Source organism: Actinomadura sp. GC306 (assembly GCF_004348665.1).
In the GTDB taxonomy this organism is placed as follows: domain Bacteria; phylum Actinomycetota; class Actinomycetes; order Streptosporangiales; family Streptosporangiaceae; genus Spirillospora.
The window spans coordinates 1-17,383 of record NZ_SMKM01000057.1 but is presented as its reverse complement, the minus strand read 5'-3'; the positions used below and the strand labels follow the sequence as shown (position 1 = coordinate 17,383).

Annotated in this window: 14 protein-coding genes; 12 read left to right on the top strand and 2 right to left on the bottom strand. The window is 73.6% G+C overall.

What is annotated here, in order from left to right; genetic code table 11:
- The first annotated feature begins 31 nt into the window (after positions 1-31).
- Positions 32-790: an IclR family transcriptional regulator gene (locus E1200_RS11245; protein ID WP_131951788.1), complete on the top strand. Its 759-nt coding sequence runs from the start codon at positions 32-34 to the stop codon at positions 788-790.
- Positions 791-796: 6 nt separating this feature from the next.
- On the opposite strand, the gene E1200_RS11240 is transcribed toward E1200_RS11245, so the two are convergent.
- Positions 797-3,670 carry an FAD-binding and (Fe-S)-binding domain-containing protein gene (locus E1200_RS11240; RefSeq protein WP_243708479.1) on the bottom strand — a complete coding sequence of 958 codons (2,874 nt, stop codon included), beginning with the start codon at positions 3,668-3,670 and terminating at the stop codon, positions 797-799.
- A gap of 246 nt (positions 3,671-3,916) precedes the next feature.
- Between E1200_RS11240 and E1200_RS11235 the strand changes: the two genes are divergently transcribed.
- The 6 genes from E1200_RS11235 to E1200_RS11210 all read left to right on the top strand — a co-directional run bounded on the left by E1200_RS11235 (position 3,917) and on the right by E1200_RS11210 (position 13,220).
- Positions 3,917-5,158, top strand: a complete 1,242-nt coding sequence (locus tag E1200_RS11235) for an MFS transporter (protein ID WP_347813212.1) — start codon at positions 3,917-3,919, stop codon at positions 5,156-5,158.
- A gap of 34 nt (positions 5,159-5,192) precedes the next feature.
- Positions 5,193-8,912, top strand: a complete 3,720-nt coding sequence (locus E1200_RS11230) for a nitrate reductase subunit alpha (protein WP_243708478.1) — start codon at positions 5,193-5,195, stop codon at positions 8,910-8,912.
- Complete coding sequence (gene narH / locus E1200_RS11225; RefSeq protein ID WP_131951786.1) at positions 8,913-10,658, top strand: nitrate reductase subunit beta; 1,746 nt, start codon at positions 8,913-8,915, stop codon at positions 10,656-10,658. It begins immediately after the preceding gene.
- Positions 10,655-11,353 (top strand): nitrate reductase molybdenum cofactor assembly chaperone, encoded by a 699-nt coding sequence (gene narJ, locus E1200_RS11220; RefSeq protein WP_131951785.1) that lies wholly within the window; start codon positions 10,655-10,657, stop codon positions 11,351-11,353. Before narH ends, narJ begins: the two co-directional genes overlap by 4 nt.
- Positions 11,350-12,120, top strand: a complete 771-nt coding sequence (gene narI, locus E1200_RS11215; protein WP_131951784.1) for a respiratory nitrate reductase subunit gamma — start codon at positions 11,350-11,352, stop codon at positions 12,118-12,120. The genes narJ and narI overlap by 4 nt, the downstream gene beginning before the upstream one ends.
- Before the next feature lie 95 nt (positions 12,121-12,215).
- Positions 12,216-13,220 (top strand): hypothetical protein, encoded by a 1,005-nt coding sequence (locus tag E1200_RS11210; protein ID WP_131951783.1) that lies wholly within the window; start codon positions 12,216-12,218, stop codon positions 13,218-13,220.
- A 130-nt stretch (positions 13,221-13,350) separates the two neighbouring features.
- Here E1200_RS11210 and E1200_RS11205 read toward each other — a convergent pair whose 3' ends face one another.
- Positions 13,351-13,770, bottom strand: coding sequence for a pyridoxamine 5'-phosphate oxidase family protein (locus E1200_RS11205; RefSeq protein ID WP_131951782.1), 420 nt, complete (start codon positions 13,768-13,770; stop codon positions 13,351-13,353).
- A gap of 153 nt (positions 13,771-13,923) precedes the next feature.
- Here E1200_RS11205 and E1200_RS11200 point away from each other — a divergent pair, with 153 nt between their 5' ends.
- From E1200_RS11200 to E1200_RS11180, 5 genes are all read left to right on the top strand, one after another.
- Entirely contained in the window at positions 13,924-14,313 is a 390-nt protein-coding gene (locus E1200_RS11200) for a hypothetical protein (protein WP_131951781.1), read from the top strand.
- Between the two features lie 178 nt (positions 14,314-14,491).
- A complete protein-coding gene (locus tag E1200_RS11195; RefSeq protein ID WP_131951780.1) occupies positions 14,492-14,950 on the top strand; it encodes a hypothetical protein in 459 nt (152 codons plus the stop codon).
- Between the two features lie 65 nt (positions 14,951-15,015).
- Positions 15,016-15,894, top strand: a complete 879-nt coding sequence (locus tag E1200_RS11190) for a Gfo/Idh/MocA family oxidoreductase (RefSeq protein ID WP_131951779.1) — start codon at positions 15,016-15,018, stop codon at positions 15,892-15,894.
- Between the two features lie 65 nt (positions 15,895-15,959).
- Positions 15,960-16,352 (top strand): rhodanese-like domain-containing protein, encoded by a 393-nt coding sequence (locus tag E1200_RS11185; protein ID WP_207933294.1) that lies wholly within the window; start codon positions 15,960-15,962, stop codon positions 16,350-16,352.
- 301 nt (positions 16,353-16,653) lie between these two features.
- Entirely contained in the window at positions 16,654-17,361 is a 708-nt protein-coding gene (locus tag E1200_RS11180; RefSeq protein ID WP_131951777.1) for a hypothetical protein, read from the top strand.
- Positions 17,362-17,383 lie beyond the last annotated feature (22 nt).

Here is a 17,383-nt window from a genome sequence, read left to right as displayed (position 1 = left end):
GTGGTGGGACGCCTCTTCTAGATTGGGGGCCATGGCGTCCGACGACACGTTCCTGCGCCGCGCCGTCGCGGTGCTGACCGCGTTCCGCGCGGACGACGACGGCCTCGCCCCCGCCGAGCTCGCCCGCCGCAGCGGCCTGCCGCGGTCGACCGCGCACCGGATCGCGCTCGACCTCGTCGAGGCGGGGCTCCTCGAACGGCAGGGCACCCGCGTCCGGCTCGGCCTGAAGCTGTTCGAGATCGGCCAGCGGGTGCCGCGCCAGCGGGTCCTGCGGGACGCGGCCGTCCCGTACATGTCGGACCTGCGGGAGGCGACCCGGCAGACCGTCCACCTCGCGGTGCTGGAGGGCTCCGAGGTCGTCTACGTGGAGATCCTCGGCTCGCCCGGCGGGCCGAAGCTGCCCTCGAAGGTCGGCGGGCGGCTGCCCGCCCACGTCACCGGCGTCGGCAAGGCGATCCTGGCGTTCTCGCCGCCGGAGGCGGTGCAGGCCGTCCTGGACGCGGGTCTCGTCAAGGCGAGCGAGCGCAGCGTCACCGCGCCGGGCCTGCTCACGCGGGAGCTGGAGACGATCCACCGCGAGGGCGTCGCCTACGACCGCGAGGAGTCCGGCCGCGGCATCGTCTGCGCCGCCAGCCCCGTCCTCGGCCCGGACGGGCTCGCGCTCGGCGCCCTGTCGGTGTCGGGGTGGTCGAGCCGGCTGCGGCTGGCCGCCGTCGCGCCCGCGGTCCACACCGCCGCGCTCACCCTGTCGCGCACCCTCGGGCTGCCGCAGGGGGCCGGCCCCCGCTGACGCGGGTCAGCGGCCGGGCAGGTGCCGCGCGAGGAGCTGCGCGAGGTGCTCGCCGTCGCGGCCGGCGAGCTCGCGGAGCTGGGTGCGGCAGCTGAACCCGTCGGCCAGGACGACGTCGCCGTCCCCGGTGCCGCGGACCGCGGGGAGCAGCCGGTGCTCGGCGACCGCGACCGACACGTCGTGGTGCCCCTTCTCCACGCCGAAGTTGCCCGCCAGGCCGCAGCAGCCCCCGAGCCCGCCGACCTCGGCGCCCGCCGCCCGCAGCAGCTCCGCGTCCTTCGTCCAGCCCATGACCGCGTGGTGGTGGCAGTGCGGCTGCGCGATCCCGGTGACGCCGGACAGGTCCGGCGGCGTCCAGCCGGGCGTCCCGGACAGCAGCTCCGCGAGGGTGCGGGTCGCGGCGGCGACCTCCCGCGCGGCGGCGGCGTCGGCGCCGGTCAGCAGCTCCTCCGCGTCGGCCCGCAGCACGCCCGTGCAGGACGGCTCCAGCCCGACGACCTTCGCGCCGCGCCGGACGTGCGGGAGCAGCTCCCGGACGGTGCGCCGGGCCTGCGCGCGCGCCCCGGCCAGCTGCCCGGTCGAGATCCACGTGATCCCGCAGCACACCGGCCGCTCGGTGACGGTGACCCGGTATCCCGCGTGCTCCAGCACCCGCACGGCCGCCTTGCCGACGCCGGGGGAGAACGCGTCGGTGAAGGTGTCCACGAACAGGACGACCTCGCCGCCGGGCCCGTCCGGCCCGGGCCCGCCCGCGCCGCGGCGGGAGGCGAACCAGCGCCGGAACGTCACCGGGGCGAAGGCGGGCAGCGTCCGCCGCCGGTCGATCCCCGCGCTCCACGCGACGGCGGGCCGCAGCGCCGCCGAGCGCATCGCGGCGTTCACGAGCCCGACCGCGGCGGGCACGCGGGCGAGCAGCCGCGTCCACCGGGGGAGCCACCCGAGCGCGTAGTGGGCGCGCGGCCTGATCCTGCGCCGGTAGCGCCGGTGCAGCGCCTCCGCCTTGTAGGACGCCATGTCGACGCCGGTCGGGCAGTCCGACGCGCAGCCCTTGCACGCCAGGCACAGGTCGAGCGCCTCGTGCAGCGCGGCCGACTTCCAGCCGTCCGGGCCGAGTTTCCCGCTGACGACCTCCTGCAGCACCCGCGCCCGGCCGCGCGTGGAGTCCTTCTCCTCCCGCGTCGCCAGATAGGACGGGCACATGACGCCGCCCGCCGCGGTGTTGTCGGCGCGGCACTTGCCGACGCCCGTGCAGCGGTGCACGGCCCGCGACAGATCCCCGCGGTCGTCGCGGTAGGCGAGGCCCAGGCCGCGCTTGAGCGGGACGGCCTCCTCCGCGCGCAGCCCGCCGTCCACGGGCGCCGGGCGGACGATGATCCCCGGGTTGAGCACGTCGCCGGGGTCGAAGACGTCCTTCACGTCCGCGCACAGTGCCAGCGCCTCCGCCGAGTACATGTGCGGCAGCAGCTCGCTGCGCGCCCTGCCGTCCCCGTGCTCGCCGGACATCGTGCCGCCGTGCCGGGCCGCCAGCGCCGCCGCCTCGCCCAGGAAGTCCCGGAACACGCGGCGGCCGTCCGCCCGCCCGAGCGGGAAGTCGATGCGGACGTGGATGCACCCGTCCCCGAAGTGCCCGTACGGGACGCCGAACAGCCGGTACTCCGCCAGCAGCGCCTCGAACTCCCGCAGGTACACGCCGAGCCGCTCCGGCGGGACCGCGGCGTCCTCCCAGCCCGCGTGCGCCTGCTCGCCCTCGGGGGTGCGCGCGACCAGGCCCGATCCGTCCTCCCGGATCCGCCACAGGGCGTCGGCGAGCGCCATGTCCTCGACGACCATCGCGTCGGTGCAGCCGGAGTCGGCGGCGACCTTGCGGGCGGTGTCGCGCAGCGCCCCGGCCTCGGGCCCGGCGAGCTCCACCAGCAGCCATCCCGACCCGCGCGGCAGCGGCGGCACCGCGCCGGCGCCCCGCCGCTCGCGGACCACGCCCGTGATGCGCGAGTCAAGCCCCTCGCAGGCCACCGGCCCGTGCGGCAGGATCGCGGGGACGGCGTCGGCGGCCTCCGCCATCGACCCGAACCCGAGGACGGCCAGCACGCGGCACCGGGGCTCGCGGACCATCCGCAGCCGCGCCGCCAGGGTCAGCGCGAGCGTCCCCTCGCTGCCGACCAGCGCCCGCGCGACGTCGAACCCGTTCTCCGGGAGCAGGTGCTCCAGCGAGTAGCCGGAGACCTGGCGCCCGAACCGCCCGAACTCCGTCCGGATCAGGGCGAGGTTCGCGCCGACCAGCTCCCGCAGGCGCTCCAGGACCGCGGCCTCCCGGCCCCCGCCGCCCGGGGCGCCTCCGGGGACGTCGCCGAGCCGCAGCCGCTCCCCGGAACCGGTGACGACGTCCAGCCCGAGCACGTTGTCGCTCGTCCGCCCGTACCCGAGCGCCCGCGACCCGCACGCGTTGTTGCCGATCATCCCGCCGAGCGTCGCCCGCGTCCGGGTGGACGGGTCGGGCCCGAACCGCAGCCCGTGCGCCGCCGCCCTCTCGTGCAGCCGCGCCTGCACGATCCCCGGTTCGACCAGCGCCGTCCCCGCCTCGGGGTCGATCTCCAGCACCCGGTTCAGGTGCCGGCTCACGTCCACGACGACGCCCGGCCCGACCGCGTTGCCCGCGATGGACGTCCCGGCGCCCCGCATCGTCAGCGGGACCCCGGCCTCGCGGCACACCCCGAGCACCGCCGGCAGCTCCGCCGCCTCCCTGGGCGCCACCACCACCTGCGGCGGCACCCGGTACAGCGAGGCGTCCGACGAGTACATCGCCCGCGCCAGCGCGGAGTCGTCGACCCCGCTCACCCCGGCCCGCCGCAGCGCCCCTGCAAGCTCGCGGTGATCGGTCACTGGGCCGCCTCGCCCCGGCGGTGAACTGCCTGCATACCGACAACGTTAGGTCATCCCGACCGCTCGGCGGAGCGTCTCCGAGGACCGGCCCCGGGGTGATTCATCCCCCAGGGGACCAAGGTCCCTTCCCGGCCGCGCGGCGGTCGGAAAGGGTGGTTCCGCGGGGAAGCCGATCATGGTTACCCGTGGTGGGGCTGGGAAGGTCCACCGGCAAACAAAGATCGCTATGGCGGAAGTGGTGCGGACGTGACGGAGACGCGACGGGACGCCGGCGCCGGATCGCCGGTGCCGGGCCGCGCCGAGGGCGCGGGACGGCCGGTCATCATGCTGGCGATGGCCACCCTCGGCTTCGCCCTGAACTTCTGGGCGTGGGCCCTGCTCAGCCCGCTCGCCCCCCGGTTCCAGGAGTCGCTCGGGCTGACGTCCTTCGAGCAGTCGCTGCTGGTCGCGGTGCCGGTGATCGTCGGGTCGGTCGGCCGGATCCCGGTGGGCGCGCTGACCGACAGGTTCGGCGGGCGGGTGATGTTCCCCGCGCTGTCGCTCATCACGATCCTGCCGGTGCTCTACCTCGGCCTCTGGGGGAACTCCTCGCTGGCGTCGCTGCTGGTCGGCGGGTTCTTCCTCGGCGTCGGCGGCACCGTGTTCGCGGTCGGCGTGCCGTTCGTGAACGCGTGGTTCCCGCCGGAGCGGCGCGGCCTGGCGATCGGGATCTTCGGCGCCGGGATGGGCGGCACGGCGGTCACCGCGCTGACGACCGTCCCGCTGGTCGACCGGCACGGGATGGAGTTCCCGTTCCAGCTGATGGCCGCGGTCCTCGCGGTGTACGCGGTGGCCGCGTGGCTCATCGTGCGGGACGCGCCCGGGCGCACGATGCCCGACGCGTCGCTCGGCAAGCGGCTGGCGGCCACGGTGAAGCTGCCGGTGACCTGGCAGATGTCGGCGCTGTACGCGGTCGCCTTCGGCGGCTACGTGGCGTTCTCGGTGTACCTCCCGACCTACCTGAAGGAGCAGTACGACCTGTCGCAGACGGACGCGTCGAACCGGATGGCCGGGTTCGTCCTGCTGGCGGTCCTGATGCGGCCCATCGGCGGCTGGCTGTCGGACCGGGTCGGCGCGGTGCGGGTCATGGTCGCGGCCATGGTGGTGACGACGGTGTGCGCGGCGGTCCAGGCGTTCGCGCCGCCGCTGATGCCGCTCGGGACGATTGCGTTCCTGGCGATGGCGGCCGCGCTCGGCGCCGGCAGCGGCGCGACGTTCGCGCTGGTGGCGCGGCTCGCGCCGGCGAACAAGGTCGGCGCGGTGACCGGGGTGGTCGGCGCGGCTGGTGGTCTGGGCGGGTTCGTCCCGCCTTTGGTGATGGGCTCCATCTACGGCAGTTTCGGCTCCTATGCTGTGGGGCTGCTCCTGCTCGCCCTCGTGGCGGCGGCGGCCGCGGTGTTCACCGCGACCGCCGTCAAGCGGGCCGTGGCGGCCGGGCGGAGCGACTGATGGGCACGGCGACGCGAGAAGAGGGGATTCGAGGGTGAGTTCGACCGAGGGCCAGGCCGGCCGCCGTCCACCGGGTCTGGACGGCCCGCTGGAAGAGGCACTGGTGAGCACCCGCAAGTACTTCACCCGCGCCCGGGTGTCGCCGGACCTCCGGACGATGACGAAGACGGGCGGCCGTGAGGCCGACGCCTTCTACCGGGACCGCTGGTCGCACGACAAGGTGGTGCGCTCCACCCACGGGGTGAACTGCACCGGCTCGTGCTCCTGGAAGGTGTACGTCAAGGACGGCATCATCACCTGGGAGGCGCAGCAGACCGACTACCCGTCGGTCGGCCCCGACCGGCCGGAGTACGAGCCGCGCGGCTGCCCCCGCGGCGCGTCGTTCTCCTGGTACACCTACTCGCCCACGCGGGTGCGGTACCCCTACGTCCGCGGCGTCCTGCTGGAGATGTACCGGGAGGCCAGGGCGCGGACGGGCGACCCGGTGGAGGCGTGGCGGGAGATCGTCTCCGACCCGGACAAGGCGCGCGAGTACAAGGCGGCGCGCGGCCGCGGCGGCCTCGTGCGGGCCACCTGGGACGAGGCGACCGAGATCATCGCCGCCGCGCACGTGCACACGATCAAGGAGCACGGGCCGGACCGCATCGCCGGGTTCTCCCCGATCCCGGCGATGTCGATGGTGTCGCACGCGTCCGGCTCGCGGTTCGTCTCGCTGATCGGCGGGACGATGCTGTCGTTCTACGACTGGTACGCCGACCTGCCCGTCGCGTCCCCGCAGGTGTTCGGCGACCAGACCGACGTCCCCGAGTCGGGGGACTGGTGGGACGCCGGGTACCTCATCATGTGGGGCTCCAACGTCCCGGTGACGCGGACCCCCGACGCGCACTGGATGACCGAGGCCCGCTACCGGGGCCAGAAGGTCGTGGCGGTCTCGCCCGACTACGCCGACAACGTCAAGTTCGCCGACGACTGGCTCGCCGCCCAGCCCGGCACGGACGGCGCCCTCGCGATGGCCATGGGGCACGTCGTCCTCAAGGAGTTCTTCGTCGACCGGCAGGTCCCGTACTTCACCGACTACGTCAAGCGCTACAGCGACCTGCCGTTCCTGATCCGGGTGGAGAAGCGCGGCGACGCCTACGTCCCCGGCAAGTTCCTCACCGCCGCCGACCTGCCCGGCGCCGAGGCCGAGTCGGAGAACGCGGCGTTCAAGACGGTGGTCCTCGACGGCGGCACCGGGCACCCGCTCGTCCCGAACGGGTCGCTGGGCTTCCGGTACGGCGAGTCGGGCGAGGGCCGGTGGAACCTCGACCTCGGCGAGGCCGACCCGCTGCTGTCGGTGCACGGCGGCGACGCCGTGGAGGTCGAGCTGGCCCGCTTCGACGTCCCCGGCGGCGCGCCGGGCACGATCCGGCGCGGCGTGCCCGTCCGGGAGGTGGCGGGCCACCTGGTCACGACCGTCTACGACCTGCTGCTCGCCCAGTACGGCGTCGCCCGGGACGGGCTGCCCGGCTCGTGGCCGACCGGGTACGACGACGCGTCGCAGCCGTGCACCCCGGCGTGGCAGGAGGCCATCACCGGAGTCCCCGCGCAGGCCGCCGAGCGCGTCGGGCGGGAGTTCGCCGCGAACGCCGAGGAGTCCCGCGGCCGCTCGATGATCATCATGGGGGCCGGCGCGAACCACTGGTTCCACTCCGACACGATCTACCGGGCGTTCCTGGCGCTGACCACGCTGACCGGCTGCCAGGGCGTCAACGGCGGCGGCTGGGCGCACTACGTCGGGCAGGAGAAGTGCCGCCCGGTGACCGGGTGGGCGCAGCTCGCGGGCGCGCTGGACTGGTCCCGGCCGCCCCGCCAGATGATCAGTACGGCGTTCTGGTACCTGCACACCGACCAGTTCCGCTACGACCACTTCGGCGCCGACACCCTCTCCGCGGCCCGGCCGCCGGGCGGCGCCCCCGGGCAGCTCACGGGCCGGTCCACCGCCGACGCCATCGCGCAGGCGGCCCGGCTCGGCTGGATGCCGTCCTACCCGACGTTCGACCGCAACCCGCTGGACCTCACCGACGAGGCGGAGGCCGCGGGCAAGGAGCCGGCCGCGCACGTCGTGGACGAGCTGAAGGCCGGCCGGCTCAAGTTCGCCTGCCAGGACCCCGACTCCCCGGAGAACTTCCCCCGCGTCCTCAGCGTGTGGCGCGCCAACCTCCTCGGCTCGTCCGCCAAGGGCAACGAGTACTTCCTCAAGCACCTGCTCGGCACCGACAACGCCGTGCGCGCGACCGAGACCGAGCCGGCGAACCGCCCGAAGGAGGTCGTCTGGCACGAGGACGCCCCGGCCGGCAAGCTCGACCTGCTGCTGTCGCTCGACTTCCGGATGACCAGCACCACGATCTACTCCGACGTGGTCCTGCCGGCGGCGACCTGGTACGAGAAGCACGACCTCAACACCACCGACATGCACCCGTTCGTCCACTCGTTCAACCCGGCGATCTCGCCGCCGTGGCAGACCCGCAGCGACTGGCGCGCCTTCCAGGACATCGCGGTCGCGTTCAGCCGGCTCGCCGAGCGGCACCTCGGCGTCCGCAAGGACCTCGTGGCGGTGCCGCTGCTGCACGACACCCCCGACGAGATGGCCACCCCGCACGGCCGCGTCGCCGACTGGGCGAAGGGGGAGTGCGAGCCGGTGCCCGGCGTGACGCTGCCGAAGCTCGTGCCGGTGGAACGGGACTACCCGGCGGTCGCCGCGAAGATGATGGCGCTCGGCCCGCTCGCCGAGAAGCTCGGCGCGACCACCAAGGGCGTCACGTTCGACCTGGAGCGCGAGGTCGAGTACCTCAAGCACAAGAACGGCGTCGTCCGGGGCGGCCCGGCGTCGGGGCGGCCGTCGCTGAAGCGCGACGTCCACGCCTGCGAGATGATCCTCGCCCTGTCGGGGACGACGAACGGGCACCTGGCCACCCAGGGGTTCCGGGCCGTGGAGCGGCGCACCGGCACCCGGCTCGCCGACCTCGCCGCCGAGCACGAGGGCAAGCAGATCACCTTCGCCGACACCCAGGCCCGGCCCGTCCCGGTCATCACGTCGCCGGAGTGGTCGGGGTCGGAGAGCGGCGGGCGGCGCTACTCGCCGTTCACCATCAACGTCGAGCGCCTCAAGCCCTGGCACACCCTCACCGGGCGGCAGCACTTCTACCTCGACCACGACTGGATGGAGGAGCTCGGCGAGCAGCTCCCGGTGTTCCGGCCGCCGCTGAACATGACCGCGCTGTTCGGCGAGCCCGAGATCGGGGAGACCGGCGAGCTCGGGCTGACCGTCCGGTACCTCACCCCGCACAACAAGTGGTCGATCCACTCCGAGTACCAGGACAACCTGTTCATGCTGTCGCTGTCGCGCGGCGGCCCGAACATCTGGATGAGCGACGCGGACGCGGCGAAGATCGGCGTCCGCGACAACGACTGGATCGAGGCCGTGAACCGCAACGGCGTCGTCGTCGCCCGCGCGATCGTCTCCCACCGAATGCCGGAGGGGACGGTGTACATGTACCACGCGCAGGACCGGCTGATCGACGTCCCGCGCTCGGAGACCTCGGGCCGCCGCGGCGGCATCCACAACTCCCTCACCCGCCTGCTGATCAAGCCGAGCCACCTCATCGGCGGGTACGCGCAGCTGTCGTTCGCGTTCAACTACCTCGGCCCGACCGGCAACCAGCGCGACGAGGTCACCGTGATCCGCCGCCGTTCCCAGGAGGTGACCTACTAGATGCGCGTCATGGCGCAGATGTCGATGGTCATGAACCTCGACAAGTGCATCGGGTGCCACACCTGCTCGGTCACGTGCAAGCAGGCGTGGACGAACCGCAGCGGCGTCGAGTACGTGTGGTTCAACAACGTCGAGACCCGCCCTGGGCAGGGCTACCCGCGGCAGTACGAGGACCAGGAGCGCTGGAAGGGCGGCTGGACGCTCAACAAGCGGGGCCGCCTCACCCTCAAGGGCGGCGGCCGGGTCCGCAAGCTGCTGACGATCTTCGCGAACCCGAAGCTGCCCGGCATCCAGGACTACTACGAGCCCTGGACCTACGACTACGAGAACCTCACCAACGCCCCCCTCCAGGAGCACACCCCCGTCGCCCGCCCCAAGTCGCTGCTGTCGGGCGACGACATGCAGATCACCTGGTCGGCGAACTGGGACGACGACCTCGGCGGATCGACCGAGCACGGGACCAAGGACGTCCTGCTCAAGGAGATCTCCGACAAGGTGAAGATGGAGTTCGACAAGACCTTCATGTTCTACCTGCCGCGGATCTGCGAGCACTGCCTCAACCCGAGCTGCGCGGCGTCCTGCCCGTCCGGCGCGATCTACAAGCGGACCGAGGACGGCATCGTCCTCGTCGACCAGGACAAGTGCCGCGGCTGGCGGATGTGCGTGTCCGGCTGCCCGTACAAGAAGATGTACTTCAACCACCGGACCGGCAAGGCCGAGAAGTGCACGTTCTGCTTCCCGCGCATCGAGGTCGGCATCCCCACGGTCTGCTCGGAGACGTGCGTGGGCCGGCTCCGCTACATCGGCCTGATCCTCTACGACGCCGACAAGGTGCTCGAAGCCGCGTCCGCGCCGGACGACACCGACCTGTACGAGGCGCAGCGGAAGGTGTTCCTCGACCCGAACGACCCGGCGGTCGTCGCGGCGGCCGAGCGGGACGGCATCCCCGCCGACTGGATCGAGGCGGCGCAGCGGTCCCCGATCTACTCGCTGATCAACACCTACAAGGTGGCGCTGCCGCTGCACCCGGAGTACCGGACGATGCCGATGGTCTGGTACATCCCGCCGCTGTCGCCGGTCGTGGACGTCGTCCGCGACACCGGCCACGACGCCGAGGACCGCGGCAACCTGTTCGCGGCGATCGACGCGCTGCGCATCCCCGTCGAGTACCTGGCCGAGCTGTTCACCGCCGGGGACACCGCGCCGGTGGACGCCGTCCTGCGCCGGCTCGCGGCGATGCGCTCCTACATGCGCGACATCAACCTCGGCCGCGAGCCCGACGAGTCCATCCCGGCGGGCGTCGGGATGTCGGGTGAGGCGATGTACGACATGTACCGCCTGCTGGCCCTCGCCAAGTACGACGAGCGGTACGTCATCCCGACGGCGCACGCCGAGCAGGCGCACGGCCTGGAGGAGCTCGCCACGGACTGCTCGCTGAACTACGAGGGCGGCCCCGGCATGGGCGGCTCCGGCTTCGGCGGCGGCTCCGGCCCGTTCGGCGAGGGCTCCGGCGGCCCGAACCCGGTCGCGGTGGAGAACTTCCACATGCTCCAGCAGCGCCAGACCGCCGACAACCCCGTCGACCCGGAGAACAAGCACCAGCGCGTCAACCTGCTCAACTGGGACGGCAAGGGCGCCCCGGCCGGGCTGTTCCCGTCCCGCAAGGACGGCGCGCAGGAACCGGGGCCGGACGGCGTGAACCCGCCCGCCGACTCCGGCGACGCCGAAACGGAGCCCAAGCCATGAGGAACCGGGCCCTGAAGAAGGCGTTCGCCAAAGGGTTCGGCGAAGCGGAGGCGGCCACGACCTGGCAGGTCGCCTCGCTGCTGCTCGGCTACCCGGACGAGGAGCTCCTGGGACGGCTCCCGCTGCTCCGCCGCGCCGCCGCGGGCCTGCCCGAGCCCGCCGCGGCGCCCCTGGCCGCCTTCCTGGACCACCTGGACGCGACGCCGCTGCGGCAGCTGGAGTCCGACTACGTCGAGACGTTCGACCACCGCAAACGGTGCTGCCTCTACCTGAGCTACTACGCCTACGGGGACACCCGCAAGCGCGGCATGGCCCTGCTGCGGTTCAAGCAGGCGTACGAGGCGGCGGGGCTCGTCCTGGACGAGGGGGAGCTGCCCGACCACCTGGCCGTGGTGCTGGAGTTCGCCGCGACCGGCGACGTCGCGGCGGGCCGGCGGCTGCTGCTGGAGCACCGCGCCGGGCTGGAACTGCTGCGCCTCGCGCTCACCGGGTCCCGGTCGCCGTGGGGCACGGTGCTGGACGCGGTCTCGGCGACGCTGCCGCCGCTGAGCGGCCGCACCGAGGAGGCCGTCGCCCGCCTCATCGCCGAGGGCCCGCCCGAGGAGGAGGTCGGCCTCGCCCCCTACGGGAGCGACGCGGAGACCTCCGGGCCCGTCTTCCTGCCCGATCCGGTTCTGGAGGCCCGTTCATCATGACCAGTCAGCTGCCCGTCCTCGCGCAGAACGGCGGTGAGACGGGAGTCGGCGGCATCCTCCTCTGGGTGGCCCTGCCGTACGTCACCATCGCGGTGTTCGTCCTCGGGCACATCTGGCGGTACCGCTACGACAAGTTCGGCTGGACGACCCGCTCGTCCCAGCTGTACGAGCGGCGGCTGCTGCGCATCGGCAGCCCGCTGTTCCACTTCGGCATCCTCGTCGTGTTCCTCGGCCACGTCGGCGGGCTGGCGATCCCCGACAGCTGGACCGAGGCCGCCGGGGTCACCGAGCACATGTACCACGTCATCGCCGTCGTCCTCGGCACCATCGCCGGGTTCTGCACCCTCGCCGGCCTCGCGATCCTGATCTACCGGCGCCGGACGGTCGGGCCCGTGTTCGCCGCCACGACCCGCAACGACAAGCTGATGTACGCGGTGCTCGCGGTGGTGATCCTGCTCGGGCTGGCCGCGACCGTGGCGGCCAACATCGTCGGCGGCGGCTACAACTACCGCGAGACGGTCTCCCCGTGGTTCCGGTCGATCTTCTACCTGCGGCCGGACCCGGAACTGATGACCGGCGTCCCGATCCTGTTCCAGCTGCACGCCCTCAGCGCGCTGGTGCTGTTCTGCATCTGGCCGTTCACGCGGCTGGTGCACATGCTCACCGCCCCGCTGGGGTACCTCACCCGTCCCTACATCGTGTACCGCAGCCGGGACGAGCAGCTGGGCATGCACAAGCCGCGCCGCGGCTGGGAACGGGTGCCCTGACCTGGACGGTCGTCCTTCCCGGTTGCGGACCTTCGGCCCTGCCCCGCCCGCCCCGCCCGGCGGAGGCTGGAGGTGCACGACCGGAAGGAGCGACCATGCGGACCACGCAATCGGACACCGGGCGCGTCGCGGCCGACGCGCGGCGCGCCGTCGAGGACGCGATCTGGGCGCCCTCGGTGCACAACACCCAGCCCTGGCGGTTCGGGCTGGCGGGCACGCGGCTCACCCTGCGCGCCGACCCGGACCGCAGGCTCGGCGTCGCCGACCCGCGGGGCCGGGAGATGCTGATCAGCTGCGGAGCGGCGCTGTACACGCTGCGGCTGGCGCTGCGCCGGCTGGGCTACGACCCGGCCGTCCACCTGCTGCCCGACCCGGACCGGCCGCGGCTGCTCGCCGACGTCGACCTGCGGCCGGGCGAGCCCGCCGACGAGGCGGTCGAGCGCGAGCACGCGCAGATCCGGCGCCGCCACAGCCACCGGGGCGGTTTCACGGCGGCCCCCGACCCCGGCGTCCTGACCGGGCTGCGGCACGCGGCGGAGAAGGAGGGGGCCCGGCTCGTCCAGGCGGTCGACGCCCACGTCAAGGGCGCGCTGGCGGCTCTGACGGACGCGGCCGAGCACGTCCAGCGCCGCACTCCCGCCTACGCCACGGAGATCGCCCGGTGGGCGCCCGCGCCCGGGACGTCCCGCAGGGACGGCGTCCAGGAGGGCGGCTACCCGCGGCGGACACCGCGGACCGCGCCGCACTTCCCCGCCCGCGACTTCGCCCGCGGCCAGGGCTGGGGAGTCGCGGGCACCGAGGACGACACGGCCCTGACCGGGCTGGTCGTGCTGCTGGTGTCCGCCGGCGACACTCCCGCCGACTGGGTGCGGAGCGGCCAGGCGCTCCAGCGGCTCCTGCTGCGGGCCGCCGCGCACGACCTGTCGGCCGCGTACCACACCCAGGCGCTGCAGGTGCCGGACCTGCGCGAGTTCGTCCGCGCCCAGTTCTGCGGCGACGCGCACCCGCAGCTCCTGCTGCGGCTCGGCGTCGCGGACGGCGAGCCGCTGACCAGCGTCCGCCGCCCCGTCGAGGACGTCCTGACGGAGGAGCCCGCCTAGCCCGTCACCAGCACCGACACCCCGTTGACTTGCGGCGTGTTGTTGTTATCCGGCCGGCCATAACAACAACACGCCGCAAGTCAACGGACTCGGTGGGCCTTGGTAGGGCGGCTGGTCGGGGGACTGCGTCTCACCGGTCGGCGGGGGCGCCGAGCCGGCGGCCGGTGAGGAGCTCCGGCCTGATGCGGATGAAGTGCTCGCGTTCCCCCGGGGCCCAGCTCTGCAGCGGCAGCGCCTCGAGCGCGGCGGCCTCGGCGGGGTCGGTCACGTGCCGGGCCCGCCCGACCGCGACCACCGACCACCCCGCCCTCGCCCGGACGTCGAACTCGTCGATCTCGAACGCGACGACGGTGTCGGCGGCCGCGGCGGCGAGCCTCGCCCGGCGCGACGTCCTGATCACGATGTCGCCGCCGCTGAGCGCGAAGTTGACCGGCTGGATCGCGGGCAGCGCCTGGTGGGTGAAGACGATGCGCCCGATCTCGGCGCGGGCGAGGAGGGCACGGCACTCGTCCTCGTCGAGGATCTCCAGGCCGCTCTGGTCGAGCTTCATGGATCCCAGCGTGGAACAGTCGCGGCCTGGACCGTTAGGGACCAAGGTCCCCATTCGGGCAAGGCGCGGGGTGCCGCACGGCCCGGCCGGGGCAGGCGGTAACGTCCCGGTGAACCGTTTCCGATCACCGCCAGGTCCGCCCGGGAGGCACCCGTGCTCGAGGTCACCACCGCCGATCTGCGGCTCTTCCTGCACGTGCTCGCCGCGACGATCTGGGTCGGCGGGCAGATCACGCTCGGCGCGCTCGTCCCCGCGCTGCGCGGGTTCGAGGGCGTCACCAAGGTCGCCGCCCGCCGCTACAACATGGTCGCCTGGCCCGCGTTCGCCGTCCTGGTCCTCACCGGCGTGTGGAACATCGTGGCGGGCGACATGGGCGACGCGGCGCAGCGGACGCTGGAGGTGAAGCTCGTCTTCGTCCTCCTGTCGGGCGCGGCCGCGTTCCTGCACACCCGCGCGACCTCCAAGGCGGGCCTAGCCGTCTGGGGCGCCCTGGGCATGCTGGGCGCTTTGGCGGCCCTGTTCTTCGGCGTCCAACTCGGCTGACCGGCCGGCCGGGCAGGGTGTCCGAAGTGTCATGATTTGCCCTGCTTTATTTGAGGCTCGGTCCCCTACTCCGGGTGCCGCGGCCGTGCCTACGCTGGAGTCGTCGGGCCCCGCCCAGCGGCGAGGGAAGGGCGAGACCCATCCGGACTCCCTCGCAGTCGCCCATCGGGGGGACGACATGAGGCAGATCATGATCGTGCTGGCGGCCGCGTTCGTCGCGGCCGTCCTGGCGTGCGCGGGCACCGTCGCCTTCGTCAAGCTGAGCCCGGACGGGGGACGCGACGCCGGCAGGGTGGCGGGCACGTCCGCGCCGCCCTCGCAGCGGCCGGATCCGAGCCAGGGGGAGGAGAGGTCCTCGCCCGAACCGCGGCCGACCGTGACGGTCACCGAACCCGGGACGGTGATCCCCGAGGAACCGGACTGGTCGGACCAGTCGGCCGCGGACGCGGAGTTCCTGGCACTGATCGCCGCCGACGGCATCACCGCGCCGGACGACTGGGCCCTGGAGGCCGGCCGCGCGACCTGTGGCCAGGACTACGCGTCCGCCCGCGAGTACCTCACCGACGGCGGCCTGTACGACTACCACGTCCAGACGTTCCTGGACGACTGGGAGGCCACGCACGGCGGCTACTGCTGAGCCCGCCCGGCTCGGGCGGCCCCGCGGCGATCCCCGCCGGCGCGTAGATCGTCTAGGTTTGCCCCATGAGCGATTCTGTGGCGGTGGGCCTGGTCGGTGCGGGCCCCTGGGCCGGCATGGTGCACGCGCCCGCGCTGGCGGCGGGCCCGGCCACCCGCCTCGCGGGAGTGTGGGCCCGCCGCGCGGAGGCGTCCGCCCGGCTGGCCGGCGAGCACGGCGCCCCCTCCTTCGAGCGGATCGAGGAGCTGTTCGACGCGTGCGAGGCCGTGGCGTTCTGCGTGCCGCCCGACGTGCAGGCCGACCTCGCGACGCGGGCCGCCCGCGCCGGCAAGGCCGTCCTGCTGGAGAAGCCCCTCGCCATGGACCTCGACGGCGCCCGCCGGGTCGCCGGCGCCATCGCCGAGGCGGGCGTCGTCTCCCAGATGGTCTTCACGCTGCGCTACTCCCGCGCCGCCCGCGACTTCCTCCGCCGCGTCCGCGCGCTGGAGCCGTTCGGCGGCTACGGCTCGTTCGTCTCCTCGGGGCTCAGCGGCGGGCCGTTCGCCACCCCGTGGCGGCTGGAGAAGGGCGCGCTCCTCGACCTCGGCCCGCACATCGTCGACCTGCTCGACGCCTCCCTCGGCCGGGTCGCCGGCGTCCGCGCGCAGGGCGACCCGCTGGGCTGGGTGGCGCTGACCCTGGAGCACGAGGGCGGGGCGCTGAGCCAGGCGTCGGTCTCCATGGCGGGGGCCGGGGAGCCGCCCCCGGCCCACATCGAGGTCTACGGGCGCGGCGGCCACGCGCGGCTCGACTGGTCCCAACTCGGCGACGACGCCTTCGCGACCATGGTCGCGGAGTTCGCCGCGGCGGTCCGCGGCGGCCCCGCCGCCCTCCTGGACGCCGCGCACGGGCTGCGGATCCAGGAGGTCCTCGCCTCGGCCGACGAGCAGCTCAGGGCGGGCTGAGGGCGACACGCCGAGCGCGGCCCCGCGGCACCCGCCCGGGGTGCGCGGCTGCGATGCTTGACGCCATGGCCCGTACCATCGACGACATCCTCGCCGAGGCGCGCGACCGGCTGGTCCGCGTCTCCCCCGAGCAAGCCCACGCGGAGACGCGGGACGGCGCGCTGCTCGTCGACATCCGGCCCGCGGCGCAGCGCGCGGACGAGGGCGAGGTGCCGGGTGCGCTGATCGTGGAGCGCAACGTCCTCGAATGGCGCCTCGACCCGGCCTCCGACGCCCGGCTGCCCGTGGCGACCGGCCACGACGTGCGCGTCATCGTGCTCTGCTCCGAGGGGTACACCTCCAGCCTCGCCGCCGCGTCCCTGCACGACCTCGGCCTCACCCGCGCCACCGACGTCATCGGCGGCTTCCGCGCCTGGCGCACCGCCGGCCTGCCGGCGACGGGCGGAGCGGACGGCTGACCACCGCCGCCGGAGCGCCCCCGGCAGCGACCACCATTTCAGCGGCCATTTCTCTCCGGGCGCGCCCGGACGATTTCACAGGGTGATTTAGCGGATGGTTTAGTGATCAGCCATACCGTTTTATCCGGGCCTGACAAATCAGATGTTTTCTTCTCTTCGGGTCTTTGTTTCCGTGGCTGACTCAGGTAGGAACAGTATGTATTCTGCGCGGTCATGACCCCCCGCCGGCCGCGCGGAAGGGGGCCGCGTGCGGCACGCCCGCACGCGGAAGCAGCAGGCCCTCTCCCGAGGAGGAGACCCCGTGAAAGCTCCCATCCGGATCGTCACCCCGCTCGTGGCCGCGTCCGCCGCCCTGGCCCTGACGGCGGGCACCGCGTCCGCCGCCACCACGACCGTCCGCGAGGAGACCGCCACCGGAGCCCCCTACTCCGGCAACTGGCAGGTCACCACCGTCGGCACGCTCGACTTCGCCGTCACCTTCCTCGGCTCCCGGGTCACCGGGTCCTGCGAGGACGCGACGCTGCAGGGCACGGTGGAGTCCACCGGCGCCGGCGAACTGACCGCGGCGTCGCTCGGCGCCTGCCAGACCTCGAACGGGCTCAGCTCGCCCGCGACCGACCTCGACCTGAGCGAGATGCCCGACCGCAGCGGCAGCGTCGCCTACGACCCGGTCCCGGACGGGCGCGACGGCGTCCTGACCATCGGCGCCGGGCTGAACTTCAAAATCGAGGGCCAGGTGCTCGGCTTCACCGTCACCTGCTACTACGGCTTCCAGACCGGCGGCGCCCCCGGCCTCGCCTTCGACATCTACAACCGCGACAACCCCAACCGCCCGCTCCCCGCCCACGACGACGCGCAGGGCGCCGCGGACGACATCACCCTCGTCCGGCAGCCGGGCAGCAGCGCGCTCTGCCCGTCCAACGGCACCGGCAGCGGCGCCGCCATCGCCCGTGGCGAGAGCGTCCCCGGCTCCGGCGTCTACGACCGGAAGCTCTACGTGACCTCGTAGTACCCGCCGGCCACGTCCGGGC